Genomic DNA, 22688 nt, shown 5'->3' on the forward strand with positions numbered 1-22688 from the left:
GTGCAACGGCAGCCAATCATCTCCGCCAAGCCCCAAATCTGACCCGCCACCAGTGGGGGTCGATTTTCATCCTTAATTAAGCATGAAGGCAGTCTCTAAACTTTGAACGGTTTTGTTGCCCGAAAGCTTCGCTACTTTATGGGCAACGGGCAGCACAGGGACGCACAAGGGGAATTTCATGTCGGGTAAGATCAGACGGGGAACGGCTGAAGCGTGGCTCTTCGCTTTGGCGTTTTTCTGCGCGATCCTCACTTTCGGGGCAGCACCGGCGCAGGCACGCTATGCGCATATCGTCATCGACGCGAACTCTGGAAAGGTTCTGGATTCGCAAAATGCCGATCAGCTGAAATATCCCGCATCGCTGACCAAGATGATGACCCTCTACCTGACCTTCGAGGCGCTGCATAAGGGCCGCATCACCTGGGATCAGCGCATCACCATGTCGAAGAATGGTGCGGCGACCATCCCCTCCAAGCTCTATGTCCGCGCCGGCACGACCTTCACCGTACGCGAAGCCGTCTATGGCATGATCGTCAAGTCCGCCAATGATCTGGCTGAAGGCATGGGCGATTATCTCGGCGGCTCCGAAGCGCGTTTTGCCGACATGATGACGCGCAAGGCTCGCCAGCTTGGCATGACAAAGACCGTCTTTCGCAATGCGTCCGGTCTGCCGAACAAATCGCAAGTCACCACCGCGCGCGACATGGCAAAGCTCGGCCTCGCGCTGCAGCGGGATTTTCCCCGCGAATACAAGATGTTCAGCTCCACCTCCTTCACCTTTCGTGGCAAGACCATCCGCGGCCATAACCGCCTGCTGACGCGCTACAAGGGCGTCGACGGCATCAAGACCGGCTACACCAACGCCTCAGGCTTCAATATCGTCAGCGCCGTCAATCACAATGGCCGCAGCGTCGTCGCCGTCGTCTTGGGTGGACAGAGCGCCCAGCGCCGTGACAATCAGGTCGTCGCCCTGCTGGATCGCACCCTGCCGAAAGCATCGCGCACGCGCGACACCGAGCAACTGGTGGCAAGCGCCAGCACCAGCCGTACCTTCGATACGCCACCCTCCGTCGTGCCTCTGCCCATGTTCGCCGAACGCCATGACCCAATCGCAAATCAAATTGCGGCGGCAGATGGCATGATGGCCGATATGATGCAAACATCCGTCGCCGCCCCATCCGCCGTTCCTCCCGGCAGAAGCCGCTGGGAAGTGCAGATTGCCGCTACCGATTCGGAAGCTGCCGCCCTCTCCATGCTGAAATCCGCCAAGGCGTCGCTATCCTCCGGCCATGCGGGTGTGGCGCCCTATACCGAAGCAGTCCAAACCGGCGGTGCTACGCTCTACCGCGCCCGCTTCACCGGCTTCGACACCCAGGCAGAGGCGCTTTCGGCCTGCAAGGACCTGAAGGCACGCTCCTATTCCTGCGTGGTGATGACCAGTAACGGCTGAAACAAACGACGGAACGTCCGATCAGTCCAGCCAGCCGCTTTCGATCGCATTGCCGACGCGGTCCATGCCATTCTCGCGAGCCAATGCTGCCATGGGGGCTGCGTCATAGCGGATATTGCGATGCGTCACCTGCCAGCCATGCGCGGTGTCTTCGAGAACCGCATAGGCCGCCAGCCCGTGGCCGACATCGACCTGATGATAGACCGGCTCGTCATCCTTCCAGCCGGGACAACCGACGCTGCCGGGATTGACGATCAGACGACCATCGGAGAGCTGCACGGTACGGGCAAGATGGGTGTGGCCGCAAAGCATGATCGGCTGATCGATGCTGCGGGCGAGCTCTTCGATCTCGGCGCGGGCACGCAGATGCAGCACACCTTCCGGCAGGATGCGTTCGAGCCAATAATCCAGATCGCCAGCCGGTGAACCATGGCAGCAATAGGCCACGCCCTTGAACACCATGTCGAATGGCAGCGCTTTCAGCCATTCGAGATCCGCTGGAGAAAGCTGCGGGTAGATCGTCTTTTCCCACGAGCCCATCTCGTCGGGCTGCTCCTCGATCAAGGCGCGGTCATGATTGCCGCGCACCGTCGGAATGCCTCGATCGATCAGCAATCTCGCGGTCTTTCCCGCCTCCAGCGGGCCGCTGAAACAATCGCCGAGATTGACGATATCGGTGATGCCAAGCTTTTCAATATCGGCCAGCACCGCTTCAAGTGCTGCATAGTTTCCGTGGACGTCGGCAATCGCAGCAAAGATCATGACGATCAGCTCCCGCGATAGGTGGAGTAGCTGAAGGGCGAAAGCAGCAGCGGCACGTGGTAATGCCCCGCCTCATCGGCGATGCCGAAGCGAATGGGGATGATATCGAGGAAGGCCGGTTCGGGGGAGTACAAGGCCCTTCTGGCGCAGATAGTCCCCGGCATGGAAGACCAGCTCATACTGCCCCGCGCGAAAGTCTTCGCCGACCAGCAGCGGCCCGCCATCCACCCGGCCATCGCTATTGGTCTCGACGCTTTTCAGCTTTTGACGGACGTCGCCATCCAGCAGGTAGAGATCGATTTTCAGCCCTTGCGCAGGCGTGCCATGGGCAGCATCGAGAACATGGGTCGTGAGGCCGGTCATGGGCGTGGCTCCGCTATGAAAAAGGGTTGCTCGTAAAAATATTCTTCCAGATTGACGCCTGGACCATCGCGGTCCACCACCAGGAAATCGCTGGTCTCGCCGATCGTCATCAGCGGATGGTGCCAGACATTGCGATGATAGTTCACGCCTTGGCCGGGAGCCGCCAGAAAGGCGCAGGGCCGGCCGGGCTTGCCACCCTCATCCAGTGCGACGACCACAAGAAAGGGCCTGTCAGAGAGCGGCGAAAAGCTTTGGCTGCCGAGCGGATGTCGCTCCATCATATCGACGGCATGGGGAAAGTGTCGGGGCTTGCCGCGAAAGAGATTGATCACGACGCGCGCGCCCTCTCCCGTGACATCGGCCTCTCCCAAAGCATGATAACGCTCGGTATTGCCGCCATTGATGAGGCGCATCGTCGACGGATCGGCTTCAATGACATCGCCGAAGGGACGAAAGGCGTCGCGCTCCAGAGGGCGGATTTCCAGAAATTCACTCAATGCTTATTCACCTTGTGCTCGCCAGTTTCGGATGGTGGCAAGACTCTCGTGCAGCTCAGGGATGGTTTCACTGACTGCCCGCCAGATGGCAGGCAGTTCAACATGGACATGGTCGAGCAGGATGAGGTTTCGCATATCCATCATCTGCGCCCAAGGCACATTGGGATGCTCTTGCGAGAACTCCGGTGCTTCAGCGTCAATCTTGATCACTGTTTCGCCGATGAGAACCAAGCACAGCATCACCGCCATCTGGGTCCGCTTGTCGGCGACGAACAACGCCTCGTCCATATCCTGCACGAAGCTCTGAGCTCTCGATGCGATCGTCTCGATATTCTCGATATACGCAAGCAGGCTGTCCGATCTCATATCGGCCTTGCTTCATCTACGACCTGAAAGCGAATACGCTCAGGAAGGTCGCCCGCCGTGAGAAGATGGATATCAGTCCCCTTCATGATCTCCGACAACTCCTCCAGCAACCCTCCAAGATCGAAGAGCGTCGTCCCTGGCAAGGCATCGACCAGAATATCGATCGCTATCCGATCGGTCTTCTCCTCGAGCAACCGAACCGAAAACACGCGGGTTCGCCGCATTGAAGCGCTTGGTCGCTTCGCGGATCGCCTCTCGATTCTGCTCCAGCACTTCCGACGGTCTCATTGCCTAGATCCTTTATTTGCAGAGAATATAGGGCGCGAAAGGTCGCAAGGAAAGCCGCCGCATCAGGCAGCAGCCTCAGGCAACAGCGCGGAAAGGCGCAAGTAAGCGATCTTCTCCACCTGTGTGGTTGCCGTCGCAAATTCCTCTTCGGCATCGTTATGGATGCGCTCTTCGAAGGCGCGCAGAATATCGTCTTTGTTCAGCCCCTTGACCGCAATGATGAAAGGAAAGCCGTTCTTTTCGACGTAAGCGGTATTAAGTTCGGTGAAGCGCGCATGCTCCTCCGGCGTCAGGCGATCGAGCCCGGCACCCGCCTGCTCTTTTTTGCTGTCCTCGGTCAGCCCGCCGGCAATGGCGAGCTTACCGGCGAGATCCGGATGCGCCCGCAAGACGCCGAGACGCTCCTCATAAGAGGCGGCACGAAACGGCACGCACAACGCCTCGTGGACGCTCCGCGCCGTCAGCGGCTCCACCACCAGACCTGCATCATAAGCACGTTCGGCGATGAAGGGCGAATGCTCGAAGACGCCGCCGAAGCGGTTGATGAAATCGTCGCGCCCCAGCATCAAAGCGCCTCCGGCTTGTGATGCTCATGCCAGTGACGCGCGATCTCGATGCGCTGCGGTATCCAGACCTTCTCGTGACCCAGCACATATTCGATAAAGCGGCGAAGCGCTGCCGCGCGTCCCGGACGTCCCACCAGACGGCAATGCAGGCCGACACTCATCATCTTGGCGGAGCCTTCCGCGCCCTCCTGATAGAGGACATCAAAGGCATCCTTCAGATAGGTGTAGAACTGATCGCCGGAATTGAAGCCCTGCGGTGTGGCAAAGCGCATGTCGTTGGTTTCAAGCGTATAGGGGATGATGAGGAAAGGATCGTTCTTTGCACCCTTCACCCAATAGGGCAGATCGTCCGCATAGGAATCCGAGGAGTAGAGGAAGCCCCCCTCCTCCATCACCAGCTTCAGCGTGTGGTCGGACGGCTTTCCTTGATACATGCCATAGGGGCGTTCGCCGGTGAGCTCGGTGTGCAGCCGCACCGCTTCGAGAATATGCTTGCGCTCTTCCTCTTCGGAGAAATCCTTGTATTCCAGCCAGCGATAGCCGTGGCTGGCGATCTCCCATCCGGCTTCCTTCATCGCGGCAACCGCCTCCGGGTTGCGCGCCATGGCGGAGGTGACGCCATAAACGGTGGTGGTCACGCCGAGCGAGGTGAACATGCGCCACAGACGCCAGAAGCCAGCGCGCGAGCCGTACTCGTAGATCGATTCCATATTGAGGTTGCGCTGCCCGGCCCAAGGCTGCGCGCCAACGATTTCCGACAGCAGCGATTCCGAGGCCTTGTCATTGTCGAGAATGCAGCTTTCCCCGCCCTCTTCGTAATTGATGACGAATTGCACGGCAATGCGTGCATCTCCCGGCCATTTCGGATCGGGAGCGTTGCGGCCATAACCAATGAGATTGCGGGGATAGTCTGCGGAAATCATCAAATCACCTTCACGAAATTTCGTGAACGGTAGCATCGCAGACCGGAAAGTCGAGAGCGTTTCAGCGCAATTTCACCAAAAGCGCTCGCTGCTTTTGCGGGTGCCTGAAACTTAGAGCGCGGCAGACACTCAGGCGATCTTGCGGGCCGAGACACGCCCCATGGGATGCAGCGAATGCACCCTGAATGGCGCGCCCGGTTCTTCTTCGACGAAGAGCGCCAGATTGGCGAACTCCAGCGGGCGCTCCAGAAGAGCGTCGAACACGCTGCGCAAAGCCCGCTCCAGGCGAGCGCAATCTGCCGGCACGATGGCGCCGGTCAGCGTCATTTGAAAACGAAACTCATCCATGACGTAAGCGTGTCCCCAGCGGTGCAGATTGGTCAGCTGTGCGGCGGAAAGCCGATGCGGGTCGGCCCGGTCGATATCGGCATCCGACAGTGGCGCGCGGTAGCGGTCGAAATCCTGCACCACGCTTGCGGCGAGGAAATTCAGCATCTCCGACGGCCAGGACGGGACGAGCCCATAGCTGTTGCCGAGCTTGGCGATTTCGAGCGGCGGCAATGTAAAGGGCTGGTGCGTGCCTGCAAACCGCATCAGGTCACGAAGAAGTCCCGCTTCGGTCATGCCTTCGGCCAGACGAAACGGCGCCTTGATCGCGCCGTGGAAACCATAGCGGCGCGGAAGCGCTGTAAAGTAGGAAAGCTCCTGCATCCCGAGCCCAGCCTGCGGCGGCGGCTCGATGCTGTGGCCGGAATAGACGTCGCGCCCAAGCCAGGATGCCGCGGCAAAAGTCATCGGGTCGTTCGGGGAAGGCGTGTAATGAATGGCGTACCGCATGCGTCGTCACCTCGCCCCGCTGAACTGGGATTTACGTCTGTCTGTGCATGGCGACAGCAGATAGGTGATTTGCGTGACAGATTGACGACGCAAATCAGAGACGAATCAAAGATTTCCGTGAACGAGCGCAAGATGAGCCTCGCTGCGGAAGCTCGAAGGCACATCCATATCCTTGCCCTGAACGGCGCAAAGCGCTGCATCGGCAAGACGATGCGCAAGACCGAAGCTCACTTTGAAGCCCCCGGTCAGCGCCACGAACTCCGGTCGTTCCGGATGCACCCCCACCATCGGATCACGACCAATTGCTTTCGGACGAAGACCGGCCCAGCATTCGATAACCTCAGCTCGTGAAAGCTCCGGCACAATCTCTCTCGCCGCACTCAACAGAGCATCCAGCTTCTCGTCGGTGCTGAATGGATCAGCAAAGACATCCTCGCTGGTGCTGCCGATCGCAACCGTCGCGTCCTCGTGCGGCACGATGTAAAGCCCGTTGAGGAACACCACCGGCATGGCCGGATCGATCCTGGCTTTCAAGAGAGCCGCCTGACCCTTGACGGCTTGCCCTAGCGCGGGCTCGGCGGAAAGGCCGAAGGCTTGCGTCAAAAGTGGAAAGGAACTGTAGCCCGCAGAGACAATGGCATGACCGAAAGACAGTCGCTCCCCGTCCGAGAAATGCGCGACACGCTGCTGATCGAGCGAGACGACCTTGCAGCCTTCAACGAGACGCACATGCTGCGCAGCCTTCAGCCGCGCAACGAGCGCGGCAACCAGCGCCCTTGGCGATACCTTGGCTGCAAAAGTGTCGTGGACAAAGCCCGCTTCCCCGGCAGAGGCACTAACCCATTGCTCCACCGGCGGCGCATGCAGCACATGCCAATGGAAGCGCTGGCCCTGCTGGTCCCAATTGGTCGCAGCCTCCAGGCTGTGGCGTTCCGCAATGCTGCGCAGATGTGGCTTCGGCAGCGGGATGATGCGTCCACAGCGCCGGTAACCGGCAGACAGGCCAGTCTCGGCTTCCAACCGCGCAATCTCGTCTTCCAGTGTCAGAAGCGCATCGAATTGAAACTGCTTCTTGTCGTTCCAGCGATCCGGCATATGCGGCATCAACGCGCCGAGCAGCCCGCCACTGGCCCCGCTTCCCAAACGACCGGCATCGACCAGCACCGTATCGATCCCCAGACGCTCCGCTTTCAGCGCCGCCCACAGCCCCATGATGCCGCCGCCGATAATCAGCAGCGAGGTACCGGATGGCAAAGGTGATTGACCTCTTTGATCGGGAAGACTATCGGCTTGGACCATGACACATCCCGAAGACGCAAAACCGGACGGCACCGGCGATCATATACTGGATTGGCGAGAGGGCGATATGCCCTATTCGCTGGCCTTTGGCGACCATTTTTATTGCCAGACCGATGGCCGGCTGGAATGCGGCCATGTCTTCCTGAACGGCAACGGCCTGCCGGACCGCTGGGCCGATCACCTCGAAGAAACCTTCGTTATCGGCGAACTCGGCTTCGGCACTGCGCTTAATCTCACCGAAACATGGCGTCAGTGGAAGCTCGCCCGTCGCCCCGGCAAGACATTGCATTTCGTCTCCTTCGAGCTTTACCCCATGCGGGCGCAAGAGATCGACCGGGCGCTGTCGCGCTGGCCGGAAGTCGACACGGAACGTCAGGCCCTCGTCGCCCTTTGGCCGGAAGAGCCGCAGGGCATTATTGCGTTGCAACTGGATGAGCAGACAAAGCTGACCGTCGTCTGCGGCGAGGCGCTGCACGGCATCGAGACGAGTGCGCTCACCTTCGATGCCTGGTTCCTGGATGGCTTTGCGCCATCGCGCAATCCGGACATGTGGTCGGTAGAGATCATGAGCGCGATCTACGAGAAGACACGAGAGCGCGGAACATTTGCGACCTATGCCGCCGCAGGCTTTGTCCGCCGCAACCTACAGGCCGTGGGCTTCGCGGTGGAGCGCCGCAAGGGCTTTGCCGGCAAGCGCGAAATGCTCTGCGGCACCAAGCAGGGTAATATCAGATAGGCCGAGTAGCCTCGCCATCACTTCGGCAAGATACTCAAAACAAAAACGCCCGGATCATCGTCCGGGCGTTTCCAGTTTTACAAAGCGGTATCAGCCGCGCTTGCGACCGCGACCGGCATTGCCAGCAGGACGACCCTGACCGGCAGCGGCAAAAGAACCGGCCTTGCGGGCCGGACGGCCCTGGCCGCCACGATGCTTGCGGGGACCAGCGGCCTTGGCGCCTTCGGCACCTTCGACCTTGGTGCGCTTGAAGTCGGACGTGACTTCCAGATCGTTGTCGCGTTCGACAGGGGCGAACTCGCCAGCGCGCTGACCGCGGAAATCGCCATTGCGGCGTCCACCTTCACGATGCCCACCTTCACGATGACCACGGGCCGGACGGTCGCCATGCGCACGTTCGCCACGCTCGCCACCCTGGCGACGGCCACCATTACCGGCGCCGTTTCCTCGGCCGCCACGGTTGCCGCTGCCACGGGTCGGGCTGGCAAGACCTTCGGGACGCTCGCCGGAAAGGACGGGAATCTCGATCTTCATCAGCTTTTCAATGTCGTGCAGCAGGCGGGTTTCATCCGGCGCGCAGAACGCAATCGCGATACCATCGCGGCCCGCACGGGCGGTACGGCCGATACGGTGCACATAAGCATCCGCCACTTCCGGCAGATCATAGTTGAAGACGTGCGTCACGGCTGGAATGTCGATACCGCGTGCAGCAACGTCTGTCGCCACCAGCACCTTGACTTCGCCATCCTTGAAGCCCTTAAGCGCACGCTCGCGCTGGCCCTGGCTCTTGTTGCCATGGATCGAGGCAACCTTGTAACCGACATGCTCGAGATGCTTGTAAAGCTTCTCGGCGCCATGCTTGGTGCGAAGGAAAACGATGGCGCGGCCATCCGGGTTTTCGGCAAGCGACTTCTTCAGAAGGTCCGTCTTGTCGTTCTTGCCGCCAACGAAATGAACATACTGCTCAACCTTGTCGGCAGCCTTGCCCGGAGGTGTCACTTCCACCTTGACCGGATCGGTCAGGTAGCTACCGGCGAGATCGGCAATCGCCTTAGGCATGGTGGCCGAAAACAGAAGCGTCTGGCGCTTTGCAGGCACCATCTTGGAAATCTTGCGCAGGTCGTGAATGAAGCCGAGATCCAGCATCTGGTCGGCTTCGTCGAGAACGAGATGCGTGACCTTGGAAAGCGAAATCGCGTTACGGGCAATCAGGTCGAGCAGGCGGCCAGGGGTGGCGACCAGAATGTCGGTGCCCTTTTCCAGCTGCAGCTGCTGCTTATTGATCGACGCACCGCCGACAACCTGGTTGATGCGCAGCGGCGTCTTCTTGACGAAGGCGCGCAGGTTCTCGCCGATCTGGTTGACCAGCTCGCGCGTCGGCGCAAGGATCAGAGAGCGGGTCGTGCGGTTGGCTGGACGTTCGGCATGCTTCATCAGCATTTCGATCATCGGCAGGCCGAATGCGGCGGTCTTGCCGGTGCCGGTCTGTGCAAGACCGATAACATCGCGGCCTTCCATGAGAAGCGGAATAGCCTTCGCCTGAATGGGTGTAGGTGTCGTGTAGCCGAGAGCGGTCACGGAGGCGACGAGCTTTTCGGAGAGGCCGAGTTCGTTAAAACTGGTCAATAGAATACCTTTCGGGGCGCCAAAACGCTTCAGCCGGTTCAGCCCATGCTGTCCGGTTGTCTTGGCGTCAAGAACCCCGCGTGAATTGGGAACTTGGTGGTTGAAATGACTTTCTGCGCTCAGCACCGGCGAATGATCGCCGTATTCTGCATCAAATGCGCTTTTCCTTCATGCGTGCGTATGATTTTGAAGTGGACGCTACAGCTCACGCGGCTGTGGAAGGTGAAAGCTTGACAGGCATGTGGTCGTTTTGCAGGAAAAAGTCAAGCAAATCTTTCACGGGCAAGACGCTCCCAATCTGATGCTTATGGTTAAAAAAGCGTGAAAAGCCTTGGCCGCCCATGGTTTTTCAAGGCCAGCTCTCCTAGCTTGCCCTGAGATTAAAGATATTTGATTCCATTGATGGTTCGGAGCATGGCTTGAGTACTGACGGCAGCTTGTTGGAAAAGGCCTGCCAGGGAATTTTATCCCTGCACCTGCCGGCTTGCGTCAAGGACAGCGAGTTGCGCTATGTCTGCGTCAACGATGCTTATGCCCGTTTTGCCGGAAAACGCCCGGAGGACTTCACCGGGCAATCGAGCCGCTTCATGTTCAATACGGCAGACGATGTGGAGCGGGAGGACAAGGAACGCCGCTGCCTCGTCTTCGCCACCGACGAGGTTGCCACCTGCCGGGGCATCTTGGCCGAAGCGCAGACGCTGCGCTGCGAACGCTTCATCGACGAAACGGGGCAGATCTTTCTCTACGAAGTCTTCGAGAAGATGCCTGATTTTGACGCAGCGCCTCAAGACGATCGTGTCGGAATGAGAACAACCTCCGACGTAAGACAAAACCTTTATCGTCAGAACGAGGCGGAACGCCTTTCCGAGATCAGAACGCCGCTTAACGGCATTCTCCGCATGGCAGACGCGCTTGCCAGAACCGACCTTGACGCCCGGCAAAAGACCTATGCGGATACCATCGTGCAATCCGGCAACGCCTTGTTGCGAAGCCTCGACGAGGCGCTGAACGCATCGACGGAGACGTCAGACTCCTTGCAGACGAGCCTCTTCGATCCTGCAAACCTGGTGGAGGACATCGCAACGCTCTTGGCATTCCATGCCGAAGAAAAGGGGCTGACGCTCTTTACCGACATCGATGCTTCCGCAGAGATCACGGTCGAAGCGGATGCGGCGCGCTTCCGGCAGATCGTTACCCACCTTGTCAGCAATGCCATCCGCTTCACTCCTAAAGGCCATATCATTATCAGGCTTGTTGCCGAGAACACCGCAAATGGTGTCTTACTTCGGTTGGCCGTTGAAGATACCGGCATTGGAATGTCACCGGAGCAGCTCGCTTCTATCCTCGATCAAAACGAGGGTTATGCACCCGCCCCGTCCGGACTCGCCGAAACGCTCAGGATCGTCTCTTTATTCGACGGATGGATCGAAGCGGAAAGCGAAGAGAACAAGGGATCTGTCTTCAAAGTGACGCTGCCGGTTTCCGTGATATCGGCGCAGCCCGTCACACCTCCCTGGCCTTCCGACGCGAGCATATTGGTGATCGATGGCAACGCGATCAGCCGCGATATTCTGACAAGACACCTCAGCGATTGGAGGCTGGACGCCTATGCCGCCGAAGACGGCACGACGGGGCTTGCAATTCTGGAGGAAGCGGTCGCGTTGGGTCTGCGCCCCGCAGCCATCCTTCTCAATGAGGACATGGTCGATATGCGTGCCGATGACGTGGTCGGCTACCTGCGCCGCCATCCCCGCATGCAAGATATACCCGTCATCCTGCTGGCTTCGCTTGCAAAAGCTGAGGCCTGCGGGCCCGCTCAAGCTTACATAGCCAAGCCTCTGCGCAGGCGAAAACTTCGCGAGACGCTGGAAGCGTTGCTACCCACCCCTGCTCTGGAGGACATAACGCCTCCCCCGGTCACTGCGGTTGTCGCGGATGACCAGCTATTGCAGCCTGCCCTGCAGCCACCGCCCCGCAAAGGCGGCTCCAACATCGATGTGCTGGTGGCAGAAGACAATGATGTGAACCAGATCGTCTTCAGCCAGATCCTGCAACAAACGGGGCTCGATTTCCGCATCGTCGGCAACGGCAAGAAGGCGGTGGAAGCCTGGCGCAACGAGAACCCGTCGCTCATTTTAATGGACGTGTCGATGCCGGTCATGAGCGGCTACCAGGCAGCGCAATCCATCCGCCAGATGGAAGACGACGAAGACGGCCGCCTCGGCCGCGTGCCGATCATTGGCGTCACGGCGCACGCTTTGGATCTGGACAGCGAATTATGCCTCGCGTCGGGCATGGACGACTACGTGTCAAAACCGATCAGCCCGGAACTGCTGCGCGCCAAGATCAGCCAGTGGCTGCCGAAGGGCGCACTGGAAGCGCTTTAGAGCGTTTCCTTGTTAAATAGAAACGTTCTGCCGGAGCAGGTTTTCGTCAGGGCAAAGGCGATTGGCGAAGGGCATACCCAAAGGTACGGTCGAGCCGATCGCCTTTGAGCCTGGCGGAAAGATGCCCGGCCCTCCCGTCGCGCCGCTTCGCCGTGCGAAGCGATTAGCGCGCCGGGCGATTGAAGCTCTTGCAGATTTGCCAGCAAATCTGCGGGAGGGTTGGTTGAAACGGGCCACCTGCTTGCCCGGACGGCTTGGCCGTATGCTTTGGCTACGGCACGCGCCCTCCGGACAATCAGTCGATCCCGTTTGAACCAACAGAACTGTTTCTATTTAACAAGGAAACGCTCTAAAGCAGGGTCCAAGCAAAACTGTGCTGCGGTCTTGCGATGAGAATATGCGCCAGAAAAAAGACCTAGAGCGTCAGGAGCGAACCTTAAAGATCGCGACACGATTTAGGCGCCGAACCGAGAGTTCTAGCGAAAGAAGGCGCCCTGTGAGGCGCCTCGATGCGGGTTGCCGAGAAGGGCGAGACCCAACCCGGCGTCAGCCCCGGCCTTGAGCCGAGGATCCACATTTTCAACGACTTACGGATCCTTGACCCGAGGGCCAAGGATGACGGCGAAGAAGGTCGCCTTAACGCTTGTCGACTGCAAATGCGCCCGGACCTGCGGTCACTAGGAACAGGAAGAAGAAGCAGAAGAGGATCGCAGCATCACCGCCATTGATGGCGGGGAAGAAGCTCTTCGGCGCATGGGCCAGGAAGTAAGCGAACGCCATCTGGCCTGAGAGAATGAAGGCGACCGGGCGGGTGAAGAGGCCGATGAGAATGAGAATGCCGCCGATAAGTTCAAGCAACGCGGCTGCGAGAAGAAGCGGTGGGAGCGAGCCTTCCATCTGCGCCGGAGGAAAACCGAACAGCTTCTGGGTGCCGTGTTCGATGAAGAGAAGTGCGGCGATGATGCGCAGCGCCGCAAGGGCGTAGGGCTGATAGCGGGAAAGTTTTTCAAATACGGACATTCAAGCGTTCCTGATTGGCGCATTTCCAGCGGCGGTGCTTAAGCTTCGTGTCTAGAAATGCTTTAAAACAATGGGTTGGAGCGCGCGCGATGGAAATACGGTCATCGCGTTTGCTCAAGGTGGCGCTTCGTCGATAGGCTTGAAATCGAGCGCTCGATAATCACATTTCCGACACCAGAAACAACGGACGCCGCCAACCCGCGGCGCAACTCTCCGTTGAGTTGAAAAAGCGATCCTTTTGTCGCCTCGTCTTGCAGAATTCAACCGTCAGCATCCATTGGCGCCAGAAATTTGTCCACATATTTTAGGATCGGACTAAAGGCCGGACCGCACTCAGGCGGTCATCAAAACCGCATCCCGATAGAACGGGGTGAAAGGCTTGAACTCGATCTTGCCCTTGACGACGGTCGCTACCGTATTGGCGGGGATGATTTCCCACATCTCGCCACCCGTGCCGAAGGGTTCGGACGCGATCGCGATGCCTTCTCCCATGTTGCGCCAATAGAGCGTTGGTGGGCGGGCGTCGCTCGACCAGCGGAAAGCGTGCAACGTATCACCATCCGCGTGGATGGCGCTGAAACGGATGGGTTGATCCACCCCTGCATCCAGCACCACATCCATGCAGATCTCGATGGTGCGGGAGAGCGCGTCGACCGGGTCCTTATCGAGGCCGAGCCCGGCAGCGATCAGAAACATCGCCTCGCTGTCGCCATTGCCGGCGCGCGAACAATAGACATCGTCGGAAATATGCGCCTCGATAGCGCGCTTCACCTTCTCGTAGCCGCCGATCTGGCCGTTATGCATGAAGAGGTGCCGGCCAAACCCGAAGGGATGGCAATTGGACATGGATACGCCGCCGGTGGTGGCGGAGCGCACATGCGCCAGAAACATGCCAGCGCGGATCTGATGACAGAGCGAAGTGAGGTTCTTGTCCGACCATGCAGGCAGAATGCCGCGATAAATGCCCGGCTCCGGCCGCTCGCCATACCAGCCAATCCCGCAACCGTCGCCATTCACCACAGTCTTGGCTTCCCTGGCGGCAAGCGACTGGCTGATCAATGAACTTTCCGGCTCGATCAGCAGAGTGTCGAGCCAGACGGGTGAACCGGAATAGGCCAGAAAACGGCACATGCGCATACCTTCGTATCAGGTTGAAAGCGCCGCACCGATCGGATTCGGGGGCGGCTTCCTGTTGAACGAAGCCGCTCTTAAAGCCCGATCGGGGCGTTTATGAGATGCTTCAGGCTTGCAGCACCACCACGCGAGCACCGACCGGAACGCGCTCGTAGAGGTCGATGATATCGTGGTTGAGCATACGGATACAACCGCTCGACATGGCGTGTCCGATCGACTGCGGCTGGTTGGTACCATGCAGGCGGAACATCGTGTCATTGCCATTGCGATAAAGGTAAAGCGCACGCGCGCCAAGCGGGTTGTTGATACCACCCGGCATGCCGCCGGCATATTTCAGGTTCCGCTCCGGCTCGCGACGGATCATGTTCGGCGTCGGCGTCCAGCTTGGCCATTCGGCCTTGCGGCCCACATAGGCATTGCCCTTCAGCGCTAAGCCCTGGCGACCGACACCCACGCCGTAGCGGACGGCGCGGCCATTGCCGAGAACGAAATAGAGGCGGCGCGCAGGTGTGTCGACGATCACGGTACCGGCCGGATAAGTGGTTTCATAGGCCACTTCCTGGCGGCGCAGCTCCGGCTTGATCTTTTCAAGCGGCATGGCTGCCATCGGGAACTGCTCATTCGGCAAAGCCGCATAGTTCTGCCGCTGACCAGCCGGATTGATACTTGCGCAGCCTGCCAGGAAAAGCGGCAACCCGAATAGGACACCACGACGCGAAATCGACATATTACCCCCTGCCTTGACGAATCTTTCGATTTAACAAGAGGTATGTTTTTATAGTTAATAAATATCTAATATCAGCAGCCAAAGGTTAAGGCGGCGTAGCCACCAGCTCCGTCTGCCCGGCTCCTTCCTATTCCATCGCGGTCGCGCCGCATCTTATTCTCCGGCACCAACTTTTAGTGGACGGGCGCACAATAAAAATTCGCTCAATTTATAGGCACAAAGCTTTCACATCAGGCGTAAAAACCTCTGCAATTCCGTCAACACGGAATGAACTTTCCATGCGCTGCCGCATTTTGATGCTGAGAGGGAAAGATTGCTTTATTTTCAGTCGCTTTGCGGAACGGCGACCAGCCAAAAAATCTGGATCGTCAACCGCTCATCCGGCTTGCATTGCTTCCAACCTTGTATTCAAATGTACAAAAAGGGGATCTGAAAGTTGGCATTTGATGAAATGATAAATGCGGACTCAACGCCGCGAAGCCCATACGCAAACTACAACGACTGGTATAGCCGACAGGACAGGTCGCACCTGATCCAGAAATCCAAGGACGCGGAAAACATCTTCCGCAGAACCGGCATCACCTTTGCCGTCTACGGCCACGCAGACAGCGCCGAAAAGCTCATCCCCTTCGACATCATTCCGCGCATCATTTCCGGCAAGGAATGGCGCAAGCTCGCCCAGGGCATCGAACAGCGCGTTATCGCCCTCAACGCCTTTCTGGACGACATCTACCACAAGCAGGAAATCATCAAGGCAGGGCGCATTCCCCGCGAGCTGATCGAGAAGAACGAAGCCTTCCTGCCGCAGATGATCGGCTTCCGCCCACCGGGAGGCGTCTATACCCACATCGTCGGCACCGATATCGTGCGCACCGGCGAAGACCAGTTCTACGTGCTGGAAGACAATGCCAGAACGCCGTCGGGCGTCAGCTATATGCTGGAAAACCGCGAAACCATGATGCAGATGTTCCCCGAGCTCTTCCATGAGAACCGGGTGCAACGCGTCGAGGACTACCCCTATCAATTGCGCCAGTCGCTGGCTTCCCTTGCACCCCCAGGCTGCAAGGGCAAGCCGCGCGTTGCCGTGTTGACGCCCGGCATCCACAACTCCGCCTATTATGAGCATTCCTTCCTGGCCGATATGATGGGCGTGGAGCTGGTGGAAGGCTCCGACCTGCGCGTCATGGACGGCAAGGTGAAGATGCGCACGACGCAGGGATATGAGGCCATCGACGTGCTCTACCGCCGCGTCGATGACGACTTCCTCGATCCCCTCACCTTCCGTCCGGATTCGGCACTCGGCATTCCCGGGATCATGGACGTCTATCGCGCTGGCAACATCACCATTGCCAATGCACCGGGCACCGGCATTTCCGATGACAAGGCGATCTACTCCTATATGCCGGAAATCGTCGAGTTCTACACGGGCCGCAAACCGCTTCTGGAAAACGTGCCGACCTGGCGCTGTTCGGAGCCGGATAGCCTGAAATACGTCCTCGACAATCTGGCCGATCTCGTCGTCAAGGAAGTACACGGCTCCGGCGGTTATGGCATGCTGGTTGGCCCGACCGCCAGCAAGAAGGAGCGCGCTTTGTTTGCCGATAAGCTGCGGGCGCGACCGAACAATTATATCGCCCAGCCGACGCTCTCTCTCTCCACCGTCCCGATCATGGTGAAGAACGGCATCGCGCCGCGCCATGTCGATCTTCGTCCCTATGTGCTGGTGTCCGACAAGGTCAAAATCATTCCAGGCGGCTTGACCCGCGTGGCCCTCAAGCAGGGTTCGCTCGTCGTCAATTCCAGCCAGGGTGGCGGCACCAAAGACACCTGGGTACTGGAGGACTGAGCCATGCTGGGAAGAACTGCAAACGGGCTCTACTGGATGTTCCGCTATATCGAGCGCGCCGAAAATATTGCGCGCCTCGTCGATGCGGGCCTGCGTGTCTCGCTGACGCGGAGCGGCAGCGCGGATGAAGATTGGGACGGCGTGCTGCAAAGTGCAGGCGTTCGCGAAGCCTTTCTCAAAGACAACGAAAAGGTCACGTCCGCAGATGCGATCGACTATCTCCTGCGCGACAAGAGCAACCCGTCGAGCGTGATGTCCTGCATCGACTCCGGCCGCAACAACGCCCGCATGGTGCGCACCGCACTGACGCGCGAGACCTGGGAAGCGACCAACGAGTTCTGGATCGAGTTGAAGAGCCTGCTCGGACGCCGCCTGAAACCGGCGGAAATGCCGCATGTCATCGATGTCATCAAGCATCGGGCGGGTCTGGTGCGCGGCGCCTTCCACGGTTCGATGCTGCGCAACGATCTCTACAATTTCTCGCGCATCGGCACTTTCATCGAGCGGGCGGACAACACAGCGCGCATTCTCGATGTCAAATATTACGTGCTTCTGCCGGCGGCAGCACAGGTCGGCTCGTCTCTGGACAATGCACAATGGGAATCGATCCTGCGTTCCGTCTCGGCCCACCGCTCCTATGGCTGGGTTTATGATGCGGAATATAAGCCAGCCAACATTGCCGACTTCCTCATTCTCAACGCCCGCATGCCGCGGTCGCTCGCCTATTGCTATGAGAAGATCGTCAGCAACCTCGGCTATCTCGCCAAGGATTATGGTGAACGGCACAAGGCGCACGAAACGTCGGACGCCATCTTATCGACATTGAAGGAAACCACCATCGACCGCGTGATGGATCGGGGCCTGCACGAGTTCCTGGAAGCCTTCATCAACAGGAACGGTCAGTTGGGTCAGGAAATCACGGAAGGTTACCGCTTCTATCAGTAAGCGGTACAAGACGGGGATACGGGGCGAATGCGTCTGAAGATCAATCACACGACCGAATATCTTTACGAAGAGCCGGTGCCATATTCCCTTCAGCGCCTGCGCCTGACGCCGATCAGCGGCCCGATGCAGACCGTGCTGAACTGGGACGTCACCGTCGATGGCGCGACCGTCGAAGTGAGCTATGACGATCATTTCGGCAATCGTGTCGAGCTTGTGGAGAGCGAAGGTCCCAGCCGCGCCGTCAAGGTTACCGCAAGCGGTGAAGTGGAAACGAAGGACAAGGCAGGCGTTTTCGGCGCGCATATCGGCAACGCGCCGCTCTGGCTTTTCATGCGCGATACGCCGCTGACCAAGCCCGGCAAGCTGATACGCGAGATGGCCCGACAGAGTTCAGGCAGCACCGAACTGGAACGCCTTCACGAACTGATGGCCTTGATCCACCTGGAGGTCGAATATCAGACCGGCAGCACCGGCACTGAAACAACGGCTGAACAGGCGCTGGAAGCGGGCAAGGGTGTCTGCCAGGACCATGCCCATATCTTCATTGCCGCCTCCCGCCTGCTCGGCCATCCTGCCCGCTACGTCTCCGGCTATCTGATGATGGAAGGCGTCGAAGAACAGGTGGCAACCCACGCCTGGGGTGAAGCGCATCTTCCCGGTCTCGGCTGGGTCGGCTTCGACGCAGCCAACAAGATATGCCCGGATGAGCGCTATGTCCGCATCGCCACGGGCCTATCCTACCGCGACTGTGCGCCGGTGTCAGGCATGCGCGTCGGCGTTTCCGGCGAAAGCCTGAGCGTCTCCGTCACCGTGCACGAATCCCAGAGCCAAAGTCAGTCGCAGAGCTGAAGCATATCGCGCAAAACTGTGCAGCGGTTTTGCGATAACGACATGCGATAACAAAGACCTAAAGCGTATGAGCGAATCTGAAAGATCGCGACACGCTTTAAGGACTTGCACTGCGGGTGACCTTTCCCCGATGGAACCTCAAAGAACTCAGCTGCGGATAACGTCACCAGGTCTTAGCTGAAGGCTGTCGCTGCAATATGCGTGGCGACAGCTGCTTCAAGATTGGAGCGGTGACAGCGTCTGTAAAATTCCTGCGCCTCGGAAGAAATGTCCGAAGGAAGATCAACAAACTCGTCGAGCCGCATCCCGTCATATTCATGCAATCCCTCACTTGGCAAGGACGAGACAGGAAGGAGACCCACCGCTTTCTGAATGGTCTCAAAATAGGCGATGTTGCGGTCCAGGACGGCGGGATCACTCGTCTGACCATGCGCCAGAACAAGTTGTTTCGGCTTCAGGCTGCGGATGAGGTTCAATGAGGAACGGAGGCTGCGCAGATCTTCAGGCGCGCTGCTCCAGACTTCCGGAATGGGATGCTCGACCGCGTCCACCGCAAGGCACGTTTCAAGTTCCGGTATCCAGACGGCGAGATGGTCTGGCGTGTGTCCGGGCGTGTGCAGAAGGTGCAGACTGAGATCGCCGCCATGCAGCGTCATACTGCCGCCACTGAAGGTCAATGTGGGTGAAACGAGCTCCACTTCGTTAAAGCGGTGCTCGGTTTTTCTCTTCTGCTCCAGTGTCTGAAGAGCCGCGGGATCGCGCAAACGCTCGATGGCAGATTGATACGCGACGATCGGCGCCCCGCTGACGGCACTATTTCCCCAGAAATGGTCCCAGTCCATGTGCGAGTTCACAACGATCAGGGGTCGATCCCGCATTCGATCGGCAAGCAGATCCAATGCACGCCGACACAGGCTCGGCGTCCCCAGAGTATCGACCAGCACATTGAAACGCTCGGTGCCGACGAACACAGCGTCGACCTCATCACCCGCCCGTATAATCACGATACGATCATCCAGACCCGGATAGGAGGCAAGGCTCACATCACTTGTCATCATCCACTCTTTCATTGCGCAGACACCAGACGGTCAGCGGCTTCCCCAATCATGGTTGGGATGCTCCGATGGCGTCAAGCTCCAAGACATTTGTGGTTTTCCAGGGTTACAACCGAGCTTCCTTGCATCGAGCCTCGGCACATTTTAGCCCAATAACGGAAGTGGAGACGATCACCCAAAACTGCTAAGCGGTTTTCGTCTTAATGACGTGCGCCTACGCAAAGAGGACATCCATGACCGCCCGCGATGACGAGACGATCGATTTCTACGCCCGAGAAGTGGCCGCCTACACGACACGAGGCCAAGAGGCATCTCCTCGCCTTGAGGCCTTTCTTGCCGCGCTTCCGCCGGGCGGCCGCATTCTTGAACTCGGCTGCGGGGCGGGCCAGGATAGCGAAGCCATGCTCGCACGCGGCTTCGATGTTCACCCGACCGACGGCACGCCTGAGATGGCGCGCGCGGCCGCCGAACGTCTGGGCGTCGCGACCAGCACCTTGCTGTTCGAAGACATCAACGCGCAAAGCGCCTATGACGGCATCTGGGCCAACGCCTGTCTTCTCCATGTACCACGCGCGACCCTGCCTTCGATCATCGCCCGCATCCATGCCGCCATGAGAGATAAGGGCGTCTTCTATGCCAGCTACAAAGCAGGAAAAGCCGAAGGCCGCGACGACATGGACCGCTTCTACAATTACCCGTCTTCGGATTGGCTTTTGGGCGTCTACCAGCGGCTCCCTTGGACGTCCGTCACCATCGACGAAGCCGAGGGCGGCGGCTACGACAACAAGCCAACCGACTGGCTGCATGTAACGGCTTTGAAACCATAAGAGACCCTTTATTGGGCGCGTCCCTGTTTTTCATGATGGATGCCAGATACCCGCGGAACCTAATCCACGTAGGACTGTTATCGGAGTGGGGAAAACAGGGACAGACTCGTGACAGGACAAGAATACCGCTTGGCTAGGTTTTTAAGCCACGACGCGATAAAGCAGGCGTCCCGCGCAGCATCCAGAACGTCGGTGCAGACGGACGAGCTTTTTTCCCATTTGCTCCAGCAACTTGACGAGGCAGAGTTGCCTGAAGACTGTGCGTCCGAAGATGAGCGCCGCGAAGGCGATTGGCTTTCAAAAACCCGCAATTGAACCGAGGTACTGGGCAAGAACCCATCGGCGTTTTCGAATGCCGGACTTAGGACAGCACGGCAACCTCCGCAACCGACGTCAGCCGCTCTGGGACAAAGATGCGAGGCTGGTCGATGCGGTAAAGACGACGCCGGTCTCGTGATAGTCGATCGAGGCCTTGCCGTTTAGGCCAAGACCCAGCATCCTGATCAGACGGGTGCCGAAGCCTGATTTCTTGGGTGCCACGACGAGCGGTCCACCGCTTTCCGCCCAGCTGAAGTGAAAGTCGTCGCCTTCGATCCGCCACTCGATACGCACCTCACCACCGCTCGCCGATAACGCACCATATTTGGCTGCGTTCGTCGCAAGCTCATGCACGGATAGCGCCAGCGTATTGGCGCCCTGATGAGAGAGGAGAAAGTCGGGGCCGGAGACGACGAAACGCTTGCCCGCATCGAAAGGCTCAATGGCGCGCTCAATGACAGCCCTGATATTGGCCGACAGGAAGTCCCTGCCCCGCAGCACATCGTGAGAGCGCCCAAGCGCATCGAGACGGTTGGTAATGTTGTTGCGCATGGTCGTGACGTCAATATCGCCGCGCATCGACTGATTGACGATCGACTGAACGGTCGCCATCATGTTCTTGATCCGGTGCCCCATCTCCTGGGCAATCACGGCTTTCTCCGTCTCGATCGCCTTGCGCTCGGTGATATCCATCGAAATCCCGTTCATCAGCACCGGCTGACCAGCAGCGTCGAACTTCGTTTCTGCGCGAACCTCCACCCAGCTCAAGGTCCCATCCGGCCGGTTGACGCGGTATTCGACCTGAAGATTGCCGTCGGATGAAAGAGCCGCCAGCACCGCCTCCTGCCAACGGTCGAAGTCGTCTGGATGGACGGAAGATTTGAGCTCGTCGTAATCGAACTTATCCGTGGGGCTGCGCCCGAAATTTTCCTTGCACAAAGCAGAACAAGACAGCTTCTGCGTCGGAACGTCCAGCGTCCACGTTCCCAATCCGCCTGCCTTGAGCGTAAAGTTCAGGCGCTCTTCACTGGCAATCAGATCGGCAATACGGCGTTCCAGCTCGAGCTGGTAGTCTTCCTGATTCTCGATCGCCTTGATCGCACGCTCTCTTGTGACGTCATGTTGCGAGGCGAAGAAATACATCAACTCATCGCCATCGAAGACCGGCGAGACCAGCAGCCTGTTCCAGAAGATCGATCCATCCCGCTTGTAGTTGAGAAGATCCAGTTCGATGGAGTTGCGCTCCGCAATGGCCCGCTTGAGACGGGCGACATCATCGGCATTCGTTCCCGGGCCTTGCAGAAAGCGGCAATTCTTTCCAAGCGTTTCCTCGCGGCTATAGCCCGTCAGCCTGGAAAAGGCATCATTCACGAAGATGATCGGATTGTCGGCGCGTCGCGGATCGGTAATCACCATCGGCATCCGCGTCGCCCGCATTGACGCGGCAAACGGATCGGCGCCAGATACCAGCTCGCTGATTTCATGCTCGATGCGCAGGTGCTCGGAAGTGTCCATTAGCAATCCATATACTCCCTTTGTTCTTTTGCAATGTGTAAAATGGATGTGGGTTACAAAGGAGCATTGGCTGGTGGCGTGATGCGTCAACGGCGCCACCGAACGGTTCAAGAAACGCTTGCAAGCGACCTCGGTTCCCCCAACGACCGGTTCTTGTCCGCCCAGGCAGAGGAGACGAATGCCGGAAGCCAGCAGCTTCTGCTGCTCCAAGCTCCAACCTCCTGGTGTCAGCACCGGAGCGAAATGCAGGGCCATAGCGCGCAGATTTCATGTACGCATGAGACCTCAAAATCTGCATAGTGCAACTTGCTGCGGCCGAAGCGCCAATCCTTCGATCAGCCAGCATTGAGAG

General features: G+C 58.7%; 20 protein-coding genes and 2 pseudogenes. 7 read left to right on the forward strand and 15 right to left on the reverse strand.

Annotated features, from left to right (window positions below):
* Positions 1-178 precede the first annotated feature (178 nt).
* Complete coding sequence (locus QE408_RS19010) at positions 179-1450, forward strand: D-alanyl-D-alanine carboxypeptidase (RefSeq protein WP_306933861.1); 1272 nt, start codon at positions 179-181, stop codon at positions 1448-1450.
* Between the two features lie 21 nt (positions 1451-1471).
* On the opposite strand, the gene QE408_RS19015 is transcribed toward QE408_RS19010, so the two are convergent.
* The 9 genes and pseudogenes from QE408_RS19015 to QE408_RS19055 form a co-directional block, all read right to left on the reverse strand.
* Positions 1472-2212, reverse strand: a complete 741-nt coding sequence (locus tag QE408_RS19015) for a metallophosphoesterase family protein (protein ID WP_306933862.1) — start codon at positions 2210-2212, stop codon at positions 1472-1474.
* Positions 2213-2217: 5 nt separating this feature from the next.
* Positions 2218-2575: pseudogene (gene uraH, locus QE408_RS19020) on the reverse strand (hydroxyisourate hydrolase).
* Positions 2572-3072, reverse strand: a complete 501-nt coding sequence (locus QE408_RS19025; RefSeq protein WP_306933864.1) for an ureidoglycolate lyase — start codon at positions 3070-3072, stop codon at positions 2572-2574. Before QE408_RS19025 ends, uraH begins: the two are co-directional and overlap by 4 nt.
* A 3-nt stretch (positions 3073-3075) precedes the next feature.
* The gene (locus QE408_RS19030) at positions 3076-3438 is read right to left on the reverse strand and encodes a HepT-like ribonuclease domain-containing protein (protein WP_306933867.1); all 363 of its coding nucleotides are present in this window, start codon (positions 3436-3438) and stop codon (positions 3076-3078) included.
* Positions 3435-3726 (reverse strand): annotated as a pseudogene (locus QE408_RS19035) (nucleotidyltransferase family protein). The gene QE408_RS19030 and the pseudogene QE408_RS19035 overlap by 4 nt, the downstream one beginning before the upstream one ends.
* A gap of 62 nt (positions 3727-3788) precedes the next feature.
* The gene (gene uraD, locus QE408_RS19040; RefSeq protein ID WP_306933869.1) at positions 3789-4292 is read right to left on the reverse strand and encodes a 2-oxo-4-hydroxy-4-carboxy-5-ureidoimidazoline decarboxylase; all 504 of its coding nucleotides are present in this window, start codon (positions 4290-4292) and stop codon (positions 3789-3791) included.
* On the reverse strand, positions 4292-5215 hold the full coding sequence (puuE, locus tag QE408_RS19045) for an allantoinase PuuE (RefSeq protein ID WP_306933871.1): 924 nt from the start codon (positions 5213-5215) through the stop codon (positions 4292-4294). Before puuE ends, uraD begins: the two co-directional genes overlap by 1 nt.
* A gap of 129 nt (positions 5216-5344) precedes the next feature.
* Positions 5345-6052, reverse strand: a complete 708-nt coding sequence (locus QE408_RS19050) for a DUF1045 domain-containing protein (protein WP_306933873.1) — start codon at positions 6050-6052, stop codon at positions 5345-5347.
* Between the two features lie 105 nt (positions 6053-6157).
* The gene (locus QE408_RS19055; protein ID WP_306933874.1) at positions 6158-7351 is read right to left on the reverse strand and encodes an NAD(P)/FAD-dependent oxidoreductase; all 1194 of its coding nucleotides are present in this window, start codon (positions 7349-7351) and stop codon (positions 6158-6160) included.
* On the opposite strand from QE408_RS19055, the gene mnmD reads away from it, so the two are divergent.
* Complete coding sequence (gene mnmD, locus QE408_RS19060) at positions 7350-8087, forward strand: tRNA (5-methylaminomethyl-2-thiouridine)(34)-methyltransferase MnmD (RefSeq protein WP_306933877.1); 738 nt, start codon at positions 7350-7352, stop codon at positions 8085-8087. The genes QE408_RS19055 and mnmD overlap by 2 nt on opposite strands.
* A gap of 90 nt (positions 8088-8177) precedes the next feature.
* Here mnmD and QE408_RS19065 read toward each other — a convergent pair whose 3' ends face one another.
* Positions 8178-9713, reverse strand: coding sequence for a DEAD/DEAH box helicase (locus QE408_RS19065; RefSeq protein WP_306933878.1), 1536 nt, complete (start codon positions 9711-9713; stop codon positions 8178-8180).
* A gap of 419 nt (positions 9714-10132) precedes the next feature.
* Between QE408_RS19065 and QE408_RS19070 the strand changes: the two genes are divergently transcribed.
* Positions 10133-12100 (forward strand): response regulator, encoded by a 1968-nt coding sequence (locus tag QE408_RS19070; protein ID WP_306933880.1) that lies wholly within the window; start codon positions 10133-10135, stop codon positions 12098-12100.
* A 636-nt stretch (positions 12101-12736) separates the two neighbouring features.
* On the opposite strand, the gene QE408_RS19075 is transcribed toward QE408_RS19070, so the two are convergent.
* The 3 genes from QE408_RS19075 to QE408_RS19085 all read right to left on the reverse strand — a co-directional run bounded on the left by QE408_RS19075 (position 12737) and on the right by QE408_RS19085 (position 14981).
* Positions 12737-13120: a DoxX family protein gene (locus tag QE408_RS19075; protein ID WP_306933881.1), complete on the reverse strand. Its 384-nt coding sequence runs from the start codon at positions 13118-13120 to the stop codon at positions 12737-12739.
* 333 nt (positions 13121-13453) lie between these two features.
* On the reverse strand, positions 13454-14251 hold the full coding sequence (locus QE408_RS19080) for a class II glutamine amidotransferase (RefSeq protein ID WP_306933884.1): 798 nt from the start codon (positions 14249-14251) through the stop codon (positions 13454-13456).
* A 109-nt stretch (positions 14252-14360) separates the two neighbouring features.
* On the reverse strand, positions 14361-14981 hold the full coding sequence (locus QE408_RS19085) for a L,D-transpeptidase (protein ID WP_306933886.1): 621 nt from the start codon (positions 14979-14981) through the stop codon (positions 14361-14363).
* 436 nt (positions 14982-15417) lie between these two features.
* Here QE408_RS19085 and QE408_RS19090 point away from each other — a divergent pair, with 436 nt between their 5' ends.
* The 3 genes from QE408_RS19090 to QE408_RS19100 are packed head-to-tail and all read left to right on the forward strand — an operon-like array spanning position 15418 to position 18621.
* Positions 15418-16827: a circularly permuted type 2 ATP-grasp protein gene (locus tag QE408_RS19090; protein ID WP_306933888.1), complete on the forward strand. Its 1410-nt coding sequence runs from the start codon at positions 15418-15420 to the stop codon at positions 16825-16827.
* 3 nt (positions 16828-16830) lie between these two features.
* Entirely contained in the window at positions 16831-17772 is a 942-nt protein-coding gene (locus tag QE408_RS19095; RefSeq protein WP_062426289.1) for an alpha-E domain-containing protein, read from the forward strand.
* Between the two features lie 27 nt (positions 17773-17799).
* Positions 17800-18621 carry a transglutaminase family protein gene (locus QE408_RS19100; RefSeq protein ID WP_306933891.1) on the forward strand — a complete coding sequence of 274 codons (822 nt, stop codon included), beginning with the start codon at positions 17800-17802 and terminating at the stop codon, positions 18619-18621.
* A gap of 173 nt (positions 18622-18794) precedes the next feature.
* Here QE408_RS19100 and QE408_RS19105 read toward each other — a convergent pair whose 3' ends face one another.
* On the reverse strand, positions 18795-19676 hold the full coding sequence (locus tag QE408_RS19105; protein WP_306934874.1) for an MBL fold metallo-hydrolase: 882 nt from the start codon (positions 19674-19676) through the stop codon (positions 18795-18797).
* A gap of 233 nt (positions 19677-19909) precedes the next feature.
* Between QE408_RS19105 and QE408_RS19110 the strand changes: the two genes are divergently transcribed.
* A complete protein-coding gene (locus QE408_RS19110; RefSeq protein WP_306933893.1) occupies positions 19910-20503 on the forward strand; it encodes a class I SAM-dependent methyltransferase in 594 nt (197 codons plus the stop codon).
* 393 nt (positions 20504-20896) lie between these two features.
* Here QE408_RS19110 and QE408_RS19115 read toward each other — a convergent pair whose 3' ends face one another.
* Positions 20897-22336 carry a PAS domain-containing protein gene (locus tag QE408_RS19115; protein ID WP_306933895.1) on the reverse strand — a complete coding sequence of 480 codons (1440 nt, stop codon included), beginning with the start codon at positions 22334-22336 and terminating at the stop codon, positions 20897-20899.
* Positions 22337-22688 lie beyond the last annotated feature (352 nt).

The sequence above is a fragment of the Agrobacterium larrymoorei genome (assembly GCF_030819275.1).
In the GTDB taxonomy this organism is placed as follows: Bacteria; Pseudomonadota; Alphaproteobacteria; order Rhizobiales; family Rhizobiaceae; genus Agrobacterium; species Agrobacterium larrymoorei_B.

Bases quoted from the DNA above. Each gene is read 5' to 3' on its own strand.
- mnmD (WP_306933877.1), top strand. From the start codon at position 7,350: ATGACACATCCCGAAGACGCAAAACCGGACGGCACCGGCGATCATATA.
- QE408_RS19030 (WP_306933867.1), bottom strand. From the start codon at position 3,438: ATGAGATCGGACAGCCTGCTTGCGTATATCGAGAATATCGAGACGATC.
- QE408_RS19075 (WP_306933881.1), bottom strand. From the start codon at position 13,120: ATGTCCGTATTTGAAAAACTTTCCCGCTATCAGCCCTACGCCCTTGCG.
- QE408_RS19050 (WP_306933873.1), bottom strand. From the start codon at position 6,052: ATGCGGTACGCCATTCATTACACGCCTTCCCCGAACGACCCGATGACT.
- QE408_RS19085 (WP_306933886.1), bottom strand. From the start codon at position 14,981: ATGTCGATTTCGCGTCGTGGTGTCCTATTCGGGTTGCCGCTTTTCCTG.
- QE408_RS19095 (WP_062426289.1), top strand. From the start codon at position 16,831: ATGCTGGGAAGAACTGCAAACGGGCTCTACTGGATGTTCCGCTATATC.
- QE408_RS19080 (WP_306933884.1), bottom strand. From the start codon at position 14,251: ATGTGCCGTTTTCTGGCCTATTCCGGTTCACCCGTCTGGCTCGACACT.
- uraD (WP_306933869.1), bottom strand. From the start codon at position 4,292: ATGCTGGGGCGCGACGATTTCATCAACCGCTTCGGCGGCGTCTTCGAG.
- QE408_RS19010 (WP_306933861.1), top strand. From the start codon at position 179: ATGTCGGGTAAGATCAGACGGGGAACGGCTGAAGCGTGGCTCTTCGCT.
- QE408_RS19055 (WP_306933874.1), bottom strand. From the start codon at position 7,351: ATGGTCCAAGCCGATAGTCTTCCCGATCAAAGAGGTCAATCACCTTTG.
- QE408_RS19105 (WP_306934874.1), bottom strand. From the start codon at position 19,676: ATGACAAGTGATGTGAGCCTTGCCTCCTATCCGGGTCTGGATGATCGT.
- QE408_RS19015 (WP_306933862.1), bottom strand. From the start codon at position 2,212: ATGATCTTTGCTGCGATTGCCGACGTCCACGGAAACTATGCAGCACTT.
- puuE (WP_306933871.1), bottom strand. From the start codon at position 5,215: ATGATTTCCGCAGACTATCCCCGCAATCTCATTGGTTATGGCCGCAAC.
- QE408_RS19100 (WP_306933891.1), top strand. From the start codon at position 17,800: ATGCGTCTGAAGATCAATCACACGACCGAATATCTTTACGAAGAGCCG.
- QE408_RS19110 (WP_306933893.1), top strand. From the start codon at position 19,910: ATGACCGCCCGCGATGACGAGACGATCGATTTCTACGCCCGAGAAGTG.
- QE408_RS19115 (WP_306933895.1), bottom strand. From the start codon at position 22,336: ATGGACACTTCCGAGCACCTGCGCATCGAGCATGAAATCAGCGAGCTG.